The sequence below is a fragment of the Phycisphaeraceae bacterium genome (assembly GCA_019636555.1).
In the GTDB taxonomy this organism is placed as follows: Bacteria; Planctomycetota; Phycisphaerae; order Phycisphaerales; family UBA1924; genus JAFEBO01.
This window is the reverse complement of sequence record JAHBXH010000001.1, coordinates 1394767-1412614: the sequence shown is the minus strand read 5'-3', so window position 1 is coordinate 1412614 and position 17848 is coordinate 1394767. Positions and strand designations below refer to the sequence as shown.

The 17848-nt window shown below is 63.0% G+C and carries 15 protein-coding genes; 3 read left to right on the top strand and 12 right to left on the bottom strand.

Going from position 1 to position 17848, the window contains the following annotated elements; all coding sequences use genetic code 11:
* Positions 1 to 360 precede the first annotated feature (360 nt).
* The 5 genes from KF691_05825 to rho form a co-directional block, all read right to left on the bottom strand.
* Entirely contained in the window at positions 361 to 1467 is a 1107-nt protein-coding gene (locus KF691_05825; GenBank protein ID MBX3388956.1) for a DUF444 family protein, read from the bottom strand.
* Between the two features lie 178 nt (positions 1468 to 1645).
* Positions 1646 to 2614 carry a hypothetical protein gene (locus KF691_05820; protein ID MBX3388955.1) on the bottom strand — a complete coding sequence of 323 codons (969 nt, stop codon included), beginning with the start codon at positions 2612 to 2614 and terminating at the stop codon, positions 1646 to 1648.
* Positions 2611 to 5262, bottom strand: coding sequence for a hypothetical protein (locus KF691_05815; GenBank protein ID MBX3388954.1), 2652 nt, complete (start codon positions 5260 to 5262; stop codon positions 2611 to 2613). The genes KF691_05820 and KF691_05815 overlap by 4 nt, the downstream gene beginning before the upstream one ends.
* A gap of 58 nt (positions 5263 to 5320) precedes the next feature.
* Positions 5321 to 5617, bottom strand: coding sequence for a hypothetical protein (locus KF691_05810; protein MBX3388953.1), 297 nt, complete (start codon positions 5615 to 5617; stop codon positions 5321 to 5323).
* Positions 5618 to 5673: 56 nt separating this feature from the next.
* On the bottom strand, positions 5674 to 7035 hold the full coding sequence (gene rho, locus KF691_05805) for a transcription termination factor Rho (protein ID MBX3388952.1): 1362 nt from the start codon (positions 7033 to 7035) through the stop codon (positions 5674 to 5676).
* A 622-nt stretch (positions 7036 to 7657) separates the two neighbouring features.
* Here rho and KF691_05800 point away from each other — a divergent pair.
* A complete protein-coding gene (locus KF691_05800) occupies positions 7658 to 7936 on the top strand; it encodes a hypothetical protein (protein MBX3388951.1) in 279 nt (92 codons plus the stop codon).
* 32 nt (positions 7937 to 7968) lie between these two features.
* On the opposite strand, the gene coaE is transcribed toward KF691_05800, so the two are convergent.
* Genes coaE through KF691_05785 form a run of 3 tightly spaced genes read right to left on the bottom strand, consistent with a single transcriptional unit; the run spans position 7969 to position 9999 of the window.
* The gene (coaE, locus tag KF691_05795; GenBank protein ID MBX3388950.1) at positions 7969 to 9144 is read right to left on the bottom strand and encodes a dephospho-CoA kinase; all 1176 of its coding nucleotides are present in this window, start codon (positions 9142 to 9144) and stop codon (positions 7969 to 7971) included.
* Positions 9145 to 9157: 13 nt separating this feature from the next.
* The gene (gene hpt / locus KF691_05790) at positions 9158 to 9733 is read right to left on the bottom strand and encodes a hypoxanthine phosphoribosyltransferase (protein MBX3388949.1); all 576 of its coding nucleotides are present in this window, start codon (positions 9731 to 9733) and stop codon (positions 9158 to 9160) included.
* Between the two features lie 38 nt (positions 9734 to 9771).
* Positions 9772 to 9999 (bottom strand): hypothetical protein, encoded by a 228-nt coding sequence (locus KF691_05785; GenBank protein MBX3388948.1) that lies wholly within the window; start codon positions 9997 to 9999, stop codon positions 9772 to 9774.
* Positions 10000 to 10077: 78 nt separating this feature from the next.
* Here KF691_05785 and KF691_05780 point away from each other — a divergent pair, with 78 nt between their 5' ends.
* Positions 10078 to 13113: a protein kinase gene (locus KF691_05780; protein MBX3388947.1), complete on the top strand. Its 3036-nt coding sequence runs from the start codon at positions 10078 to 10080 to the stop codon at positions 13111 to 13113.
* A gap of 110 nt (positions 13114 to 13223) precedes the next feature.
* Here KF691_05780 and KF691_05775 read toward each other — a convergent pair whose 3' ends face one another.
* The 4 genes from KF691_05775 to KF691_05760 form a co-directional block, all read right to left on the bottom strand.
* Complete coding sequence (locus KF691_05775; protein ID MBX3388946.1) at positions 13224 to 13985, bottom strand: flagellar basal body L-ring protein FlgH; 762 nt, start codon at positions 13983 to 13985, stop codon at positions 13224 to 13226.
* A 21-nt stretch (positions 13986 to 14006) separates the two neighbouring features.
* Positions 14007 to 15284: a flagellar basal body P-ring formation protein FlgA gene (gene flgA, locus KF691_05770; GenBank protein ID MBX3388945.1), complete on the bottom strand. Its 1278-nt coding sequence runs from the start codon at positions 15282 to 15284 to the stop codon at positions 14007 to 14009.
* Between the two features lie 23 nt (positions 15285 to 15307).
* Positions 15308 to 16111, bottom strand: a complete 804-nt coding sequence (flgG, locus tag KF691_05765) for a flagellar basal-body rod protein FlgG (protein ID MBX3388944.1) — start codon at positions 16109 to 16111, stop codon at positions 15308 to 15310.
* Positions 16112 to 16260: 149 nt separating this feature from the next.
* A complete protein-coding gene (locus KF691_05760) occupies positions 16261 to 17037 on the bottom strand; it encodes a flagellar hook-basal body complex protein (protein MBX3388943.1) in 777 nt (258 codons plus the stop codon).
* 199 nt (positions 17038 to 17236) lie between these two features.
* On the opposite strand from KF691_05760, the gene KF691_05755 reads away from it, so the two are divergent.
* On the top strand, positions 17237 to 17785 hold the full coding sequence (locus tag KF691_05755; GenBank protein ID MBX3388942.1) for a hypothetical protein: 549 nt from the start codon (positions 17237 to 17239) through the stop codon (positions 17783 to 17785).
* Positions 17786 to 17848 lie beyond the last annotated feature (63 nt).

Here is a 17848-nt window from a genome sequence, read left to right as displayed (position 1 = left end):
GTACCCACACTTGCGGCAGGCGCCCTCACGCCGCACCGGAAGGCACGCGATGTACGTCCCGATGACGCCCACAATAACGCCGAACGGCGCGAGCAGAATCATGAGCGAATCGGTGCGCTCGATTCCAAGCAGACCGCCAACCCACAGGTAGAACCGCGCCACAAACCACACCCCCAGAACGCCCAGCCCGACGGCAGCAAATCCGAGCCAACGTCGCCGCCAAGCGAGCGCAGCCCACCAGACAAACGCGGCATAAACCACAAAGAGCATCACGGGGACGATTCCTCGATTCGGCCCACCCAAACCCACAAAATGCTACGTCGCGGGTAGGCAGACAGATTCACCGTCGCTCCGGACCGGTCAGCGACCGGCCTTGAAGAACGTCCGGAGCGAGTCGTAGATGTCGTCCCGGCCGTTCACCTTGCTGGTGATGAGCCGCGGACCGAGTTCGTCGGCCAGCCCGTCCTTGAACGCTTCGTTCAGAACGTTGATGAAGCTTCCGCTTCCGTACGCGCTCGTCACTTGGCAGTACCCGAACATGTTGCAGATCGGAAGGAGTTGTTCCTCCAGTATCTTCACGCAGAGCCGGTTGTCGGCGTCGGAGCTGTTGTCACCGTCGGAAAAATGAAACAGGTACGTGTTCCAGTCGCCCGGGTCGTAGTGCGTTTCGAGCAATTCCTTGCACGCGTAGAACGCGCTGCTGATCCGCGTGCCTCCGTCTTCGCGAACGCTGAAGAAGGTCTTGCGATCCACTTCCTGGGCTCGAACATCGTGAACGATGAAGCGGCTCTCGACACCCTCGTAGTTCCGTCTCAGCCAGGTGTCGATCCAGAAGGCTTCGAGGCGGACGAGTTCCTTCTGCTCATCGCCCATGGAGCCCGAAACATCCATCATGTACACGATGAGCGCGTTGCTCTGAGGCTTTTTGATTTCGTTCCAACTGCGAAAGCGCAGGTCGTTGCGTATCGGAACGATCACGGGATTCTTCGAGTCGTACGTGCCGAGCGAAATCTGACGCTTGAGAGCTTCGCGATACGTGCGCTTGAAGTGTCGCAAGGCCGCCGGTCCGACCGGGCGGATGCCCGAATACTTGTCACGGATGGTCGTCACGCGGTGCTCGCCTCGCGGCTTGATGCGGGGGAGTTTCAACTCTTCGGCGAGTATGTCCGCGAGCTCCTCCATCGAGACGTCCACCTCGAGAATGTGCTTGCCTTCCTGCTCACCCCCCTGTCCTTGCTGCCCGCCGACCGACTGACCTTCCTGTCCTTCGCCCATCCCCACGCCGCCGGAGTTGTCGCCGTATCGAAACGTCGGGATGTCGATGTCGTGAACCGGAATCGACACGAACCGCTTTCCCTCGCGCCCGATCAGTTCACCGCGCGAGAGAAACTTCCTCAGGTCGCGCCGGATCTTGCCCTGCACGATCTGCCGGAAGCGCTGATGGTCTTGTTCGATCTTGCTGACCATGCCCCCACCATACTCCCCCACAAAAAGCCGGGGAAAGAATCCGATGAGCGGACGCTCACGCGGAATGACACTCGCGAAGCTCCCTCGCCAATCCATGCGCACATTCGTGACGTGCGGATGCAACCTCCGCGATTTCTACGCCTATCGACCGATCCGGGATCATCGGCCGAAAGCGATTTCAAGTTCGAAGCGCCTCGAAAGCATTCAGCGTTTCTTGCGCCTTGAGCCGCCCATAACGCCGCGTCAGCCACCACAGGCTCAGCAAACCCACCGGCAGCGCGACAACCACCTCGCAAGCACGATTCAGCAATTCCGCGGACACGCCGAATGCGAGCGGCACCGCGGAGTCTTTGCCGTACCACACGGGCAGGCTCTGTGCCGCCAGCCCCACCATCCATTCTCGGACGCCCAATCCGTTCCCCGCGATCGGAATCAGCGACGCAGATTGGCTCACGCTTGCAATCGCGGCGCTTGTGCTCGCGCCCTGCGGCTGCCCCGCGACTCCGAAGAGCAGCCAGTAGCGCACCGCCCACACGAGCGAATCCGCGTAGCGGAATGCAAAGGCGGCGCTGTATCTCCATCCGTTCGTCAATGCCCCGCGCCGCGGAATCAACAGCCCGAGCAGCGCCGCCGCCAGAGGCGATGCGATCAGCCCGACTTTTCCAGGCTCGCTCCAGTTCCGCTCCGCCGCGATCGATGCGAGTGTCGCCTGCAGCACAAAGCAGCAAAGACCGACAACGATCGATTGCACGACCACGACGAGCGACCAGCGCACGTCGATCCGGTTCACGCTCTTGTGATATGCCACCCGACCCGCGACTCCCGGCTTGAGCGGAAGGTAATTCAAGAGCCATGCGCCGCCAAGCAGGGCGAGCATCTCAACGCACGTGACGCGGCCGAATCGCAGGGTCAGCACCCAGAAACTCAGGGAAGCGAGCGTCAGGCAGACAAGCGGCAAGAGAACCAGCAATGCCAATTCGACGGGGCGTTCCGCGGCACGGGCGAACGCCCGCAGGCCGGCGGCGTTGCCGCGCAGCGCCGCCGCGATCGCGACGCCGAAGAGGCAAGCCCCGATTGCAAAGAGCAAAAGTCGCAGCGCAACGCGACGCTTGGTCGGCGCTGCAAGCGCGCCTCGGTCGGCGTTCACTTGTTCGCCCCGACGGCGCCTCCACTCGATGCGTTCGTGCGGCGTGCCGGGTCGAGCGCTTCATCAAGATTGTCGCTCAACGTCGCGTAGCAGTTTGCCCCCTCCGCAAGCCGGTCTGCCTGCAGTTTCGCGACCAGCTTCACCCGCTCGTCGGGCGACTCGAGAGCCGCTTTGAGTGCCGGCGCATCCGCCGTTGAGCAGCGCGTGAGCAACGCGATCGGAAGCACGGCCGGGTCTTTCTCCTCCAGAACGACCGCGTCAAAATCGCTGAATTCGGGCGATTGCCTCATGGTGGGAACGATCGCCGCGAGTGCGGCACGTCCGTTGGCAGAAAGCGTCGGATAGCGTTTCGCGAGCGCTTGCGCCATTGTCTGCTTATCAACAGGTGAAACTCTTCGCGAGTTGAACGCCTCACCGAGAACGAGCGTACGGGCCGCGGCGCCAAGCCGGACTACCGCTCCCTCGGTGGCGCTCTCCGCTTCCGCGGCGAAGTCCGCGGCGCCGAGTGTCGATTCGCGGAGCGTCGTGCGCACAATGATGGGCAGGTCCGACTGCACACACCCGGGGCCGGGGTCGATCGTGCCCCGAGGCCCCGTCACAAAGCCCTGAACCACGCGATACTTCGCGCGGATGACTTGCGAGGCGATGTCCTCACAAAACCAGCCCGCGAAGCCCGGATCCGCCCAAACCACAGCCTCGAGCGTTTCGCCCGGCATCAGACGAAGGCGCCGATCGAGATCGATGACTTCCGGCTTCGAGAACCTGCGGACATCCGCTTCCTTGAGATCAAGACTTGGTGCAAAAAGGAATCGGCTGTTGAGCGGACGATTTGCGCCCAGCCCCATGGGCGCCGCCCCCAGATTGCGGATGCTCACCTTGACCAGCATCGGGGAAAGCGGTTCCTGCGTGGTCGAGAGCGGATCGGCCGTCACCCCGACAAACGTGCGCGGCTGCTCCACGATGTCCTCGATCCAGCGCGGCACTCCGGCCGCCAGCTTTTCGAGCTCTTCGGTCTTGGGAAAGAGCGGCACGCGCCTTCCCATCATCTTGTCGATCAGCGTGACCGCGACGCCCGCCTGTGGCGTGAACGGCGCAAACTGGACAATCCGCCGGTACGCCGCCGCGGCCTCGGCCCTCTGCGCGAGCGCTTCGTACGCCCGCCCCTTCGCCAGTTCGGCGTAAAGGATCGCCTCGTTCACCTCAGGACTGACGCTGCCGGCATCGATGCCAAGCCCCTTCAGCCCTTCGAGCGCTTCGGTCGGATTCCCTTCCTGCAGTTTCATCAGGGCCGCGATGACTTGCGGTCGGATGTCGCTCTCGGGCAGCGGCGGATCGAGATCCTTCAGCCCATCTTCCACCTGCTTGAGCTGCACCCCCGTCAACGCCCGCAGAAGCGCCAGGTCGACCTTGGAGTCGCGCGCGATCCGCATCGCGTCTTCCTTGCTGATTTCCTTCGGACGCTTTTCGTCATCCGGAGACTCTTGAAGCATCTTCGCGACCGTCAATTCCAATTCGGAAAGCGAGGTTTCCAGGCCGTCGGTGTTTCCCTCACCGAAAGACGCGAGCGCCCGAATCTGCTCCGCGATCCGCGGGAGCCGCACAGACATCGGATCGAGGATCTCCTCGCCCGGCACGTTCATGATCTTCTGCTGATCCGCTTGCTGACGCGCGAAATGACGCTCGGTATTCAGGGACTTGTCGAGATCTTCTCGAACCGCCTTGGGACCCGATACCTCCCAGGCAAGAATCAACCGCTGCATATCCTGCTCGGCGCCGATCTGCGCGCCCGCGGCGATGAGGATCTTCTCTCCGATCCGGAACATCCGATTCGCCCCGACGAAGGCGCCGTTTCGCGCAAGCTCCTCCGTCATATTCATGTAGATTGCAGGATCAAGCGGATCGCTGTAGAGCAGGTTGCTCATCAACTCGAAGCGTCCGACCGGATCATTTACAGACGACGAGAAAAAAGTTTCGGTGACGAGCGCCGCCTCCTTGTTGGTGGGGTCGAGGGCCGTCGCCTGCTTGAGCTTTTCCGCGAATTTGTCCTCGTTGCTCCGCTCGCGATAGAGCAGAGCCGCATCGAGCGCCAATCTGCTGCGGATCGCCGGATCGATGGATCTTCCATCCGGACCGAGGAATCGCTCATAGGCCGCAAGCCGGGATTCCACCGTTTGCAGACGTCCGATGCTCGCCGAAATGAGCCGGAGCTGCGCGACCGTGTCCTTCGGATCGAGTCTGAGCAAGTCCTTTGTCGCCGTGACGGCCGCGTCTTCGTCGCCCGCGTTCCACTGGCTTTCGATTTTTCGCCGGATCATGTCCGCGTCGTCGGGCCGGATGCTGCAGGCGAGGTCCAAAAGGATCGATGCAAGCTTGTAATCTCTCGCACTCGGGGAACCGGTCAACCGCAAGTCCATCATGGCGAGGCGTTCGAGCGACCGGGCCGCAAAGTCGTCTACCGACCAAGCCGGGACTCCGCTCGCGCCGGGAATCCCGGTTGTGGTCAGCCCGGGCGAAGCCGGTGCCGGAGTGGTTGCCTGCTGCGCGCTGGCGGAAACGACTAACACGGTGCTCGCGACCGCAATCGACAAGGGCACGAGAAGTGCGCCGAATCCGTTGCCGTTCCAGAGACGATTGAACTGTTTGAGCAAGCTTCCGCCTCCATGCCTCTTTCGTTCACCCAATCCATCTGGTTCGAACGTTCGCTCCTTACCAGAGCCCCCGGACGAACCCCGCCACCGAAACCAGCAGCCCGAGAAAGACTGCTCCCTCAGCCAAGGCGATCAAACGCCGATCCGCGTACGGAAACCATCGGTCCGCAACCGCCGCCATAAACACGAACTGGCCCGCGCAGGTCGCGATGAGGCCGATCCACAGGCCGTGTGCACGCATCCATTGTCCGGAAACCGGACCGCAGAGCGCGACCAAGCCCGACACCGCCAGCAGTGCCGACCAGAGGGTAAACAAGACTGTCCGAGTCCACAACGCCGCTGCGGGTGAAGTCATCCGTGGCACTCCTGCCAAGTCCCATTCCGCGAGAGGCTAGGCAGACAAAAACCCGATCAACCGAGCGCCATGGTCATCAGGAATTCGGCGTTGGTCTTCACTTTCTTCAAGCGCCCCTTCAGCAATTCCATCGCCTCGACGACGTTCATGTCGCTCAGCACCTTGCGGAGGCGGTGAACCAGCTCCAGTTCCTTGCCGTCGAGCAGCAGTTCCTCGCGCCGGGTTCCCGACGCGGCAACGTCGATCGCCGGCCAGATGCGCTTTTCCACGAGCTTGCGGTCGAGGTGAAGTTCGCTGTTGCCGGTTCCCTTGAACTCTTCGAAGATGACTTCGTCCATCTTCGAACCGGTATCAACGAGCGCCGTGCCGATGATCGTCAGCGATCCGCCCCGTTCGATGTAGCGGGCGGCGCCGAAGAACTTCTTGGGGCGCTGCAGCGCGTTGCTGTCGAGACCGCCGGTCATGATCTTGCCCGAGTGCGGCATCTCGGCGTTGTACGCGCGTGCCATGCGCGTGATCGAGTCGAGCAGGATGACCACATCCTCGCCGAACTCCACCATGCGCTTGGCTTTTTCGATCACCATCTCGCACACCTGCACGTGGCGGTGGCTCTGTTCATCGAACGTGCTCGCGACCACTTCCACGTTCTTCGCGGCGCAGTGGCGCTTGAAGTCGGTCACTTCTTCCGGGCGCTCGTCCACCAGCAGGACGATGATCTTCACATCCGGATAGTTCTTCGTGATCGCCTTGGTCATCTTCTGCATCAGCACGGTCTTGCCCGTGCGGGGAGGCGCGACGATCAACGCGCGCTGGCCCTTGCCCACCGGCGCGACCAAGTCCATCACGCGGCACTCGATCTCGTCCGGCGTGGTTTCCAGCACATAGCGCTTCTCGGGATGCAGAGGTGTCAGATCCTCGAAGTTCACGATGTTTGCGATCGCCTTCGGGTCCTTGCCGTTCACGCTCTCGACGCGCAGCAGCGCGAAGTAGCGTTCGCTCTCCTTGGGCGGTCGCACCATGCCGCGAACGGTCATGCCCCGCCGCAGTCCGAGCCGCCGGATCACGCCCGGGCTGACGTAAATGTCGTCCGGTCCGGGCAGATAGCTCTGCTCGGGGCTGCGCAGGAATCCGAAACCGTCCGGCATGATCTCGAGCGTTCCCTCACCGAACATCAGGCCTTGCTTGGCGGCACGCGCCTTGAGGATCTTAAAGATCAGATCCTGCTTGGTCAGCTGATGGAATTCCGTCAGCCCTTCCTTCTCGGCGACCCTGAACAGGTCGTCGATTTCCTTCAGTTGGAGCTCGTTGATGCTGATGGCGTTCTTGAGTGCCGCGGGATCGGCGCTCTTGGCGATGCGCTCGAGTTCGATTCCTTCGCGTTCGAGTTCCTCATCGCTGGGCAGATCGCCCAGGTTCATGCGCTGATAGCCGCCACCGGAGGGCGCGAATCCGCCGCTGGGCTGGCCGCCCTGCTGGAAACCGCCGCCCGGTCCGCCGGGTCCAAAGCCCATGCCGCCCCGACGCTTCTTTCGCTTCCGACGTCCGCCTCGATCGTTCCAGCCTCCGCCCCCACCCCCACCACCCGGATAGTTTCCGCCGTAATTCGGATAGCCGCGATCACTCTGCGGCTGTCCTCCCGGCATCTGACCGCCCGGAGTCTGGCCACCCTGCGAAGACGGGCCGTTCGGACTTCCTTGAGACTGATTGCTTGACTGCTGCGCCGGGGGGCCGAAACCTCCGCCGGAGTTTCCGCTCGAAGCCGAAGCGGAGCCGTGGTTGCCCTGCTGCGAAGATCCGCTCCCGTGCGACGAAGAGGGCGGCGCGGAGGGCGCCTTTGGCGCAGGAGGCACATCTTCATAGCGCGGAGTCACGGGCCGATCGGAGCGCGGCGCGGGGCGCTCCGCATGCGTGTCCGGCTTTGGTTCCGCGACTGCGGCCGCGCTCTTCTTGCTGTCCCGTCGCGGGCCGACCGGTCGGAACTTGGAACCGGAACGTTCGGTTTTCGCGTCGTTCTTTGAAGAATCGCCAGATGACTTCGCCATGAATCAGGAAACTCCGGATGTTGTGCTGTGCGCGCCCGCATCGGACGCAAAGGAATGCCAGGTTGTGATTTGGATGCGCTCGACGGTTGGAGCGGAAAGGAGCGGGCGCGTCGGAAGAGTTCGCGCCGGAAAAAAGGGGCGTGCCGCCGTCACTTTCGAATCGCCTGATCCGCCTGCGTCCAAAACGCACACGCAAGCCGCCGGGCGAAACAACTTGAAAGCAGCAGGAAAGTCCGGTCAGACCCGCAGGTCCACAACCCGCGTCACCGGCACATGAGTATAGCCGAGCAAGCAAGCTCCTGACAAGCGTTACGAACGCGGGGTAATCAAGGGTCTGGCGGATTGGATATTCCGGATCAGATTTGCGACATTTTCCCCAAGATTCGCGAGGTTTCCGTCGTTCGTGACAACGTAATCACTTCGGCTTCTCTTTGATTCAAGAGGCATCTGCGCCGATTCGCGCCGAGAGAGCTCCGCATCATCCCAGCCGCGGTCCCGCACCCGCTCGAGCCGTTGCTCGCGCGGTGCATCCACAAACACGACCGCGTCGCACTCCTCGTCCACACCGGCTTCGAGAAGCAGGGGCGCATCGATGACAATGAAGCGGACGCCCCTCGCGGCGGCAGCCTCAATCTCTCTACGCCTGCCCTCGCGCAGCTTCGGATGAACAAACGACTCCAGCTTTCGGCGCTGCGCGGGATCGGAAAAGACGATGTCGGCGACGCGCTTGCGATCAACTTTCCCATCGCGGAGGATTTCCGGCCCCCACCACGAGGCGAGCGTGTTGCGTGCTTCGGGGGTCTCGAGCACCGCCTTCGCGCGCGAATCCGAATCAAGGATGAGCGCGCCACGCGACTCGAACTCTTTGGCAACGGCGCTCTTGCCGGCACCGATGCCGCCGACGAGACCAAGGACGATCGGGCGCGATTCGTGACTTTCGGTTGTCCCGGATTCCTTGGTCTTGGGTACTTCAGCATCCTCGGTCGAATCGTCATCCAATCCCGCTTCACCTGGGCTTGCGCCGAGCGCTCTTCGAACCGAAGCGAGCACGTCGTGCGGGCTGTCGACCATGCTCCAGATGACCTCGACGCCCCCCGTGCCGGCGGATGCGATGCCGATGGTGCCGACCCCCGCGAGACGTTCGAGCAGCGATCGCGAAAGAAATGTGTTCTGCACGCGCGAGAGCGCGATCTCGACGCCGAAACGCGAGAAAACGCCGACCGTCGAGCGGGCGCGCTCGTTCGTCAGTTCATACCGCGCGCACGCGACCCAGATCGCCTGCCACACGACGCGCAAGATCAGCAATCCGAGCAGAATTGAAAGCCCGATCGAGCGATTCTGTGTCGGCGGCACAAACCACCAGAGCAGCGCAAAGCCCAAAACCAGCACGACAATCGAGCGAATCGGCTGCAGAACGATGGACGCAAGGGAAGGACGGATCTGCAAGATCGTGCGTTCACCGGGGTTGGATTGGAACGTCGTCATCCGATTCGGGTTGTTACCGCCCGATCGCTTCGGGCTTGAGAACGCCGATGTACGGCAGGTTTCGATAGAAGCCGTCGTAATCGAGCCCGTACCCGACAACGAACTCATTTGGAATATCGAAGCCGACGTAGTGCGCTTTCACCTCGCGCTTGCGAACTTCCGGCGGCTTCTTGAGCAGCACGCAGATCCGGATGCTCGCGGGCTTCTGCGCTCGGATCAGGTCGTCGATCAGCCCGAGCGTCTGTCCGCTGTCGAGAATGTCGTCCACGATCACGACGTGCTTGCCGCCAAGGTCCTTCGGCAGTTCGCCCGCAAGTTTCGCGCCCTTGCTCTCGACGCTCGCGCCCGGGTAACTCGAAACCGCGACGACGCGCAGCGACAACTTCAGAGTCAGTTCGCGGATGAGATCGGCCGTGAAGACGAGCGCGCCGGTGAGGATCGGTACAAAGACGATGCGCCCGTGACCGTCCGGATCGTTCTCGCGTTTGAGTTCTTCCTGCAGGTCTTTGGCGAGTTCACGCCCGAGGTCGTGAACGCGCAGCGCGATCTGCGTGCGATCGATCAGAACACTTTCGACATCTGCCACCATGCAAAGAAGGTATCACGGCGCGGGCGGCCTTCGGCGAGCTAGTGCGAGCCGCACCCGTGCGGCTTGCCGCAGGCGCAGCCGCCTCCGGAACGAACACCGAGCGGGATCGAGCCGGCCTGGGCCTTGGCGGCAAACGTCGAGAACTTGCGGACGAAGCGACGGCCCTTCCCTTCAGGGTCCGAGACCGGCTTGTCGGCGTCGGACATCGGCCTCATCAGTTCGAGAACGGTTCCGTCGGCCTCGCAGACATACTCGTAGAGGGGCATTGGTGATTTCCTCGTTTCTCTACTACATTCATACGCTGCATCGCTCGGGGTCAGTTTTCCAAGCAACAGGATCGCTCCATGCCCAAATGCCCGTCATGCTCGCTCGAAGTGCCGCCGGCCGCGAAGTTCTGCCCCTCGTGCGGGGGCTCGATGGTTCCCGGCGCCAGCCAGAAATCGGGGAGCGAGGATGCTCAGGACATGCTGCAGACGGCGGTTTCCATGCCGCCGATCTCGCCCGTGACGCAGCGCCCCGCCGACCAGGCCGCGGCAACCCGCCCCGCGAATCCCACGTTGCCTCCCACCCAGCCCGGAATGTCGGTACCACCCGGAGTCGGCTCGGCTCCGTCGATGGTCGGACAGGAAAACCCAATGCGCGGAGCTGTTCCGCCGCGTGACGAGCGGATGGCTCAAACCGTGCCGAGCCCCACGCACGGTTCGTCCCCGCCGGGTTCGAGCACGCCGATGGCAGCGGTTTCCGCGATTGCGATGCCGGTGTCGGAAGTCGCCGCCGCTCCGATTCCGGTCCCCGCCGGCGGAGCGGGCTCGGTCCGCGCCACATCGGGAACTTCGATCTTCGCTGGCGCCGAACTCGGGCGCTTCGTTCCGGGCACGGTCTTCGGCCAGCGCTACCGGATCATCGGCCGGCTGGGCAAGGGCGGCATGGGCGACGTGTATCGCGCCGATGACATCAAGCTCGGCCAGCCGTGCGCGATGAAGTTTCTGCCCGAACAGCTCGGTCAGGATCGCGCGGCGCTGATCCGCCTGTTCAACGAAGTGAAGATCGCGCGCGCGGTGAGCCACCCGAATGTGTGCCGCGTGTACGACCTGGGCGAAGAAGGCGCGCAGCACTTCATCTCGATGGAATATGTGGACGGCGAAGACCTGTCGAGCCTGCTTCGCCGAATCGGAAGATTGCCCGGCGACAAGGCTCTGCAGATCGCGCGGCAACTCGCGGCCGGCCTCGCGGCGGCGCACGAGAAAGGCGTGCTCCACCGCGATCTCAAGCCAGCGAACGTGATGGTCGACGGGCGCGGCCACGTCCGCATCATGGACTTCGGCCTCGCGGGGCTCGCGGAAGAACTCAAGGGCGATACCGGGCGCGCGGGAACACCGGCGTACATGGCGCCCGAGCAACTCGCGGGGCGAGGCGTCACCGCGAAGAGCGACGTCTACGCGATCGGGCTTCTTTTCTACGAGATCTTCAGCGGCAAGCCGGTCTTCCGGCCCGAGTCGATGCAGGACCTCGCGCGGATGCACAAGCAGCCGATCCCGGCGCTCTCCTCGGTCGTGCCGGATGTCGATCCGGGCGTCGAGAAGGTGATCATGAAGTGCCTCGAGCGCGATCCGGATCTGCGTCCGGCTTCGGCGCTCACCGTCGCGAACCTGCTCGGGGGCGATGCGCTCACGGCGGCCCTCGCGGCGGGCGAGACCCCGAGCCCGGAACTCGTCGCGGCATCGGGCTCGCGCGGCGCGCTCACACCCGCGATCGCCGCGGCACTCGTGCTCTCGTGCGTGCTGGCGATCTTCGGCGCCGCTTCGTTGAATACCAAGGTGAAGCTCTTCGCCACGCAGCGCATGGAGTACGCGCCGCTCACGCTCGCCGACAAGGCGCGCGACGCGCTCAAGCAACTCGGCCACAGCAACCGAGGCGTGGACAGCGTGTTCGGGATCGAAGAGATCCGCGTCGAAACTCCCGAGGGTCAATCGCCCGTTCGCCCGACGATGCGATTCTGGTATCGGGAGAGCGATCGGCCGTTCCCGCCCGGTGCGGGCGGAATCGTCAGCCGGCTCGATCCCCCGCCCGCGGCATCGGGCGAGCGCGACGTCCTCATGGATCTCAAAGGCAACGTGATCGAAGTCACGGCGCCGATCGCCACGGGCTCGCTGACGTCGGCTTCGGCTTCGCCGGCGGCGCTCCCCGAGCAGGAACTCTCAAGAATTGTGAAGTTGACGGATGCGGCGCCGGACAAGTTGCGCGCGATCGACTCCGCGGACTTCGTGCCTGCTTCGTTTTCAACCGGTCGATACTCGTACGAAGGACAGCGGGCTTCGGCCAGCCGCGCGTCCGCCAGTTCTCCGGTTCGCGTCGATGTCGCGACGGTCGGAAATGCTGTGACGTATCTCTCGGTGCGCGATGGAACCGCACCGCTGGTGGCGCCCGAGGCGAAGAAGCTTGAATCAGCCGGCGACTCGAATTGGATCGTCGCGGCAACAGTTGGTCTCGTCTTGCTCGCGGTGCACGGCGTCCTGATCTGGATGGCGGTGTGGAGCCTGCGTCAGGGCAAGGCCGACCGCAAGGGCGCGACAAGGCTGGCGATCGCGACGTTTGCCATTCAATCGCTCGTTTGGCTGTGCCGGGCTCACTTCTCGAGCGATCCCGAAACTGTCCCCGACACCGTGATCCCGGCGCTCTCGTTCGCGGCATGGCTTTCGGTGATCGTTTGGATGCTCTATGTCGGGCTGGAACCGATCATCCGCAAGCGCTGGCCGACCAGCCTGGTGAGCTGGAGCCGGTTGCTCACCGGACAATGGCGCGACCCGCGCGTCGGGCGCGATCTTCTCATCGGCGTGCTCACCGGGACGGTATGGGTTCTCGCGGTGCAGGGGCTCGCCTATTGGCAGAGCACACCGGCGGCGCCCGCGGCACTACCGATCAACGAACTCACGCTGCTCGGACCGCTGCCGGCGCTCTCAGTGGTTTTCTCATCGCTCGTCGCCGCGATCCTGCTGACGCTGTCACTGACGTTCTTGTGCACGCTGCCGAGATTCCTGCTCGGGAATCATGCCGCGGCGAGCGCGGCGGTCTTCGGCCTTCTCGCGGTGTTCTTCGCGTGGACGATGATGGTGCAGACCGGAACCGGCGGTTCACCGGTTGTCGGCGTCGCGGGCCTGCTGGCGGGGGCGATCGCCGGGCTCGTGCTGACGAGGCTCGGTCTGCTCACGCTGCTTTCCGCGTTCTTCATCGCCGGGGTACTCGGCAGTTTCCCTCTTTCCCTCGTCGGCGGATGGACCATCGCGGCATCGCTCGCGGCGATCGGGATTGCGATCGCGGTGGCGCTCTACGGCGCGTACGCCAGCCTCGGGCTGCATCTGCCGCGGGCAAGAGCGGTGTGAGTAGCGTTCCGTCATAGCGCCTTTGGCGTTCGGCGCTTTGTCCAGCGTCCTGATTCATGGGTCATTCGTCGGTGTAGCCCGGTGACGCAGGACTCAGGGCTCAGGACATTTCAGAACGCGAACACAGTGTCGAGCAATCGCGGGATCCAGCCCTTGTTGGTGGAGTCGCGCACGTCGCCCTCGTTGTGCATGCTCACGATCAGATCGGCGAGCTGGCTCGAGAGGACCGTGTTACTCGTCGTAACATCCGCCGTGCGGACATTTCCGGTCAGCACGATCGTAGTGACTTCATTGTCCTTGGTCACGGTCTTCTTGGCTTCGAGAACGAGCACGCCGTTCGGCTTGATGTCGATGATCGTCGCGGTGATCTTCGCGGCGAGCTTGTCCGCGCGGTCATAACTGCCTTGCGCTTTCCACTTGGGGTTGGCGTTGAGATCGACCTGCGCGATCGGGCTGCGGGGCGAAGTCTGGAGTCGCAACCCGTACAACTGCGTCAGGTCGATGAAATGCTCGAGCGAGGCGTTGAAATTGAGCTTCTTTTCCTGATCGGCATCGGCGGTGGTCGTGCTGGTGCTTTGTTCATCGATCAAGATTGTGATGAGGTCGTTCTTCACGTAGCTCTTGGGCTTGGGGGCCGTGACATAGAACAGGCTGAAATCCTGAAGCGGCTGCGCACTCGCGGTGGCCGAAGATTCGGGAGGGGGTGCCGCGGCGTACAACGGAGCGGCAGACGCCTGCCCGCTCGCGGACGCAACGGGCTGCGTCGGGGACATGGGCTGCCCTGCGCGCTGTTCGTCGCGTAGCAGACTCTGCGCGCTCGCGGTCGTGCTCAGGCACGCCATCAGACTCAAGCTCATTACGGCGCTACGCATGGGATCGCCTTTCTCGCGGCATCAGGGCTCATCGAACGGCAGGAATTTCATTTTGCGAACGGGCTTTTTGGGATCTTTCGAAGCGGCCTCAACAACAAAAGTGCCGTCGGGCCTGGTGGTCACGCGCTGCACCGTGACGGCGCCGACACTCGCCTGATCGGAGGCCTTGATCGGCTTTGGAGCGGCCGCAAAGTGTGCGGACACCGGCGCCGCGCTCGCCACGGGCTTGTTCTGAAAAACATGGTCGTCGGTTTCCTCGGCGTTGATCACGGCCTGTCCCGGCGCCACGACCCGCGCCGTCACGCGACTCTTCGAATTGCTCAGAGGCGAAAACTCGATCATCTCGTTCTCGCGCCCGCTTGCCAAAGCGCGCGCCTTGGTGTTCATGACGATCGAACCGGAGAGGCACGCAAGGTTCACGATGTCGCCGCGCTTCACCAGGATCGCGGGCTCGATATCGCTCTCGAGGAAAAGTTCTCCCGGCTGGAGCCGATTCTTGACGACGCTGCCCACCACCGAGGACTCCGCCGCGAGCCGCTCGCCGGGAGTCGTCCATCGGTTTTCGCTAAAAATGAATTCCCCGGTCACGATGTCGCCGCGGTGGAGCGCGCGGGTTGCGCCCACGACGTGGAGTTTCTGTTCGACACGCACCTTTGCGGTCCCCGCGGCAACGACGCGCTCGCCCTCGAAAACGCGGATCATCACGGGGACCATTGCACCAAGCCCGGTCGGCTGGATATCGAGCGTCCGCCCGATCGACGGTGTATCGAGCAGCGCGTTGTCCGAGTCGGCGAACGCGACGCGAACTTCGCGTGGATCGGCTTTGAGAAAACTTGCAAGCCGCGAAGCGATCGCGCTGCGCAGAGATTCTGCTTTCAGATCCGCGACGACCTGCCAGATCGGACCGGCGGGTGCCTTGACCACGGGAGCGGGCGCAGCCTCAGGGGCAGCGTCGACGGCGGGCGCCTCTTTCTTTTCCGTGATGAAACGGATCGAGCACGAGTCGCCGCTGAGCGCGATCCTGCCCCAGCGGATGTCGCTCTTGGCGCCGTTGAGCGCGGCACGGAGATCATCGACCGAAATCTCGACTTGCGAGACCTTGGCGTCTTTGGTTTGCTCGAAGACGACGAGATCGCCGAGCGCGACCGCTTCGGGCCCGTCGAGCACCGCGACATCGCGGAGCGAAACGGGAATCGAGGCCCGTGCGGACGAACGCAGCTCGATCGTGTCCGCGCGCAGCACGCCCGGCGCGCCGAGCGCCGCGACGAGCAGGCCGAACATGGAAACCAAGCGATTCACTCGCGCTCCTATTCAGCCACCGATCAGCGGCGCAACTGCGAAACCGTGCGGAGCGAATCGTCCGCGGCGCGAATGACCTGGCTGTTGAACTCGAACGCGCGCTGCGTTCGGATCAGATCGATCATCTCGCGCGTCGGATCCACGTTCGAGTTTTCGAGAAAGCCCTGTCGGATCTGCCCGCGCTGATCGGTCCCCGGCTCTCCCGTGACAGGCGGGCCGGAGCCGTTGGTCTCTGTGTACAGATTCTCGCCGATCTGGAGCAGGCCGCCGGGATTCGGGAACGTGGCGAGCTGGATCTGTCCCTGGAGCTGCGGCTGCGTGCTGCCGGCGATGGTCGCGTAGACGCGTCCGGAATTGTCGATGGAAATGGCGGTGGCGTTCGGATCGATCGTGATCACCGGTTCCAGGCGGCGGCCCTGGTTGTTCGCCATCACGATTTCGCGATCGGCATTGAGCGCGAAGTTCCCGGCGCGCGTGTACGCCGTGTTGCCGAGGCTCGGCTCGACCTGAACCTGGAAGAAACCGAAACCATCAATCTGCATGTCGAGCGGGCGGCCGGTCTGAAGTGGTGCGCCCTCGGTGAAGTCAAGTTGCGTGCTGGAGACTTTGACGCCGAGACCGACCTGGATTCCGGTGGGCGACTTGTCACCGATCGCGTTTTCGACGCCGGGCTGCTGCTTGTGAAGGTAAAGCAGATCTTCGAAGTTCGTGCGGCTGGCTTTAAAACCCACCGTATTCATGTTCGCGAGGTTGTTGGCCGTCACGTCCAACGCCGTATTGAGCGCGGAAAGTGCCGTTGCCGACGATTGCAGAGCGACCATTGCCATAGTGCGGGACAGAACGCGAACGGCGTGCCGGAGGAAAGGGCCAAATGGCCAAATGATCAAAGAGCCAAAGAGAAACTGCCTGCCCGCTTGCGCAGGAAGACCATTGCCTTTCTTTGGCAATTTGGTCATTTGGCTCTTTGGCTATTTCCTCAAGCCAACCGCCCGAACGTGTTGATCGCGCGATCGAGCATGCGATCCTGCGCCTGGATGATGCTCATGTTCGAGTCTACATCGCGCGACGCGTCCTGGATTTTCAGCATCGTCTGAATCTCGTTCACGCCGGATTCCTCGAGGACTCCCTGCTTGATGAGCCCCTCGCCGCGATTCATGCGGTTGACCTGCGCCGCGGGAGCCTGGAGAACGCTTCCGCCCCGCTTGGTAATCGTGTTCTGGTCTTTGGCGTTGAAAATCCCGATCGAGTCAATCTCGGTGCCGTTGATGCTGATTCGCCCATCGGACGAGATCTGCATATCGCCCTGAGGCAGAATGATCGGGCGCTGCACGCGGTTGAGCACCGGCGCGCCGCTGTTTACGTGGATTAACCTGCCCTCGACGCCCCGCGCAAACCTGCCGTCGCGCGTCAGTAGAGCATTCCGGCCGGTGTCCTTCGGTCCGCCTTGCAATTGAAAGAACCCTTCGCCTTCGATCGCGAGGTCGAACGGTCGATTCGTGATTTTCGTGCCGCCTTGGGCAAGATTCACTTTGGTCGGGGCGGCGAGCACGCCCGCTCCGAGCCGCTCGAGCATGGCGTCGGAGGGCATGAACGGAAGATTGTCTTCCTGACGCACGGCGGAGCGCTGCATCAGCACGGGGATGTCGGGCTTGAAGCCGACGGAATCCATGTTCGCCAGGTTGTTGGCCTGCACATCTTGCCGGTAGAGCGACGTGAGCAGGCCGGAACTGGAAATCTGGATGCCGTAGTTCATGTTTTCCGGGCGTCTCCGACGCCCCCGAAACGGGAGATCGCAAAGCGCATGCCGAGCGAAACAGCTGCTCGCCGCCGGCCAACAGCCAGCACCCACGCTTCCACCCGTACCAGAATCCACATTCCACAAATCCAAGCCCCGTACGGGGTTGAGGGTCCGGCGCGAGTTTGGTAGCGTGTTACCCACAAAGGAAGCCACTATGAATCACCTCGAGTTTGCGGCAGTTTCGGGTTGCTTGTCTTCGCTCGTGCTCGGCGGATGCCAGACGAGCGCTCCCGCCCGGCCGATTGTGCAGGCCGCGACCGCGCAAGAAAAGCAGGCAACTCTCGACAAAGTGAAGTCGCTGCAAGGGACGTGGAACCACGTCAACAACGAAGGCGAGTCGCATGGCCAGACCGTCTTTTCAGTCGGAAGCGGAGGCAGCACCGTTCGCGAAGTCATGTTCCCCGGCACCAATCACGAGATGACGAACATGTATTGCATGGATGGTCAGGCCCTAATCTGCACGCACTACTGCGCGATGGGCAACCAGCCGCGCATGGCCGCCGATGCATCGCAGGCGCCATCGAACGACACGCTCGTGTTCAAGTTTGTCAGCGTCAGCAACCTGCGCTCACCAACCGAGGAATACATGGGCGAGATGTGGCTCACGTTCAAAGACCCAAACACGATCCAGCAGCGCTGGAAAGCGTTTAAGGGAAACGATGTGAAAAGCGACATGGTGTTCACGCTGACCAGGGTGCAGTGAGAGCAGTAGAGCAGAAGAGCAGAAGAGCAGCAAACTGCCGTTCTGCAGTCCGTGGGGCTCTGC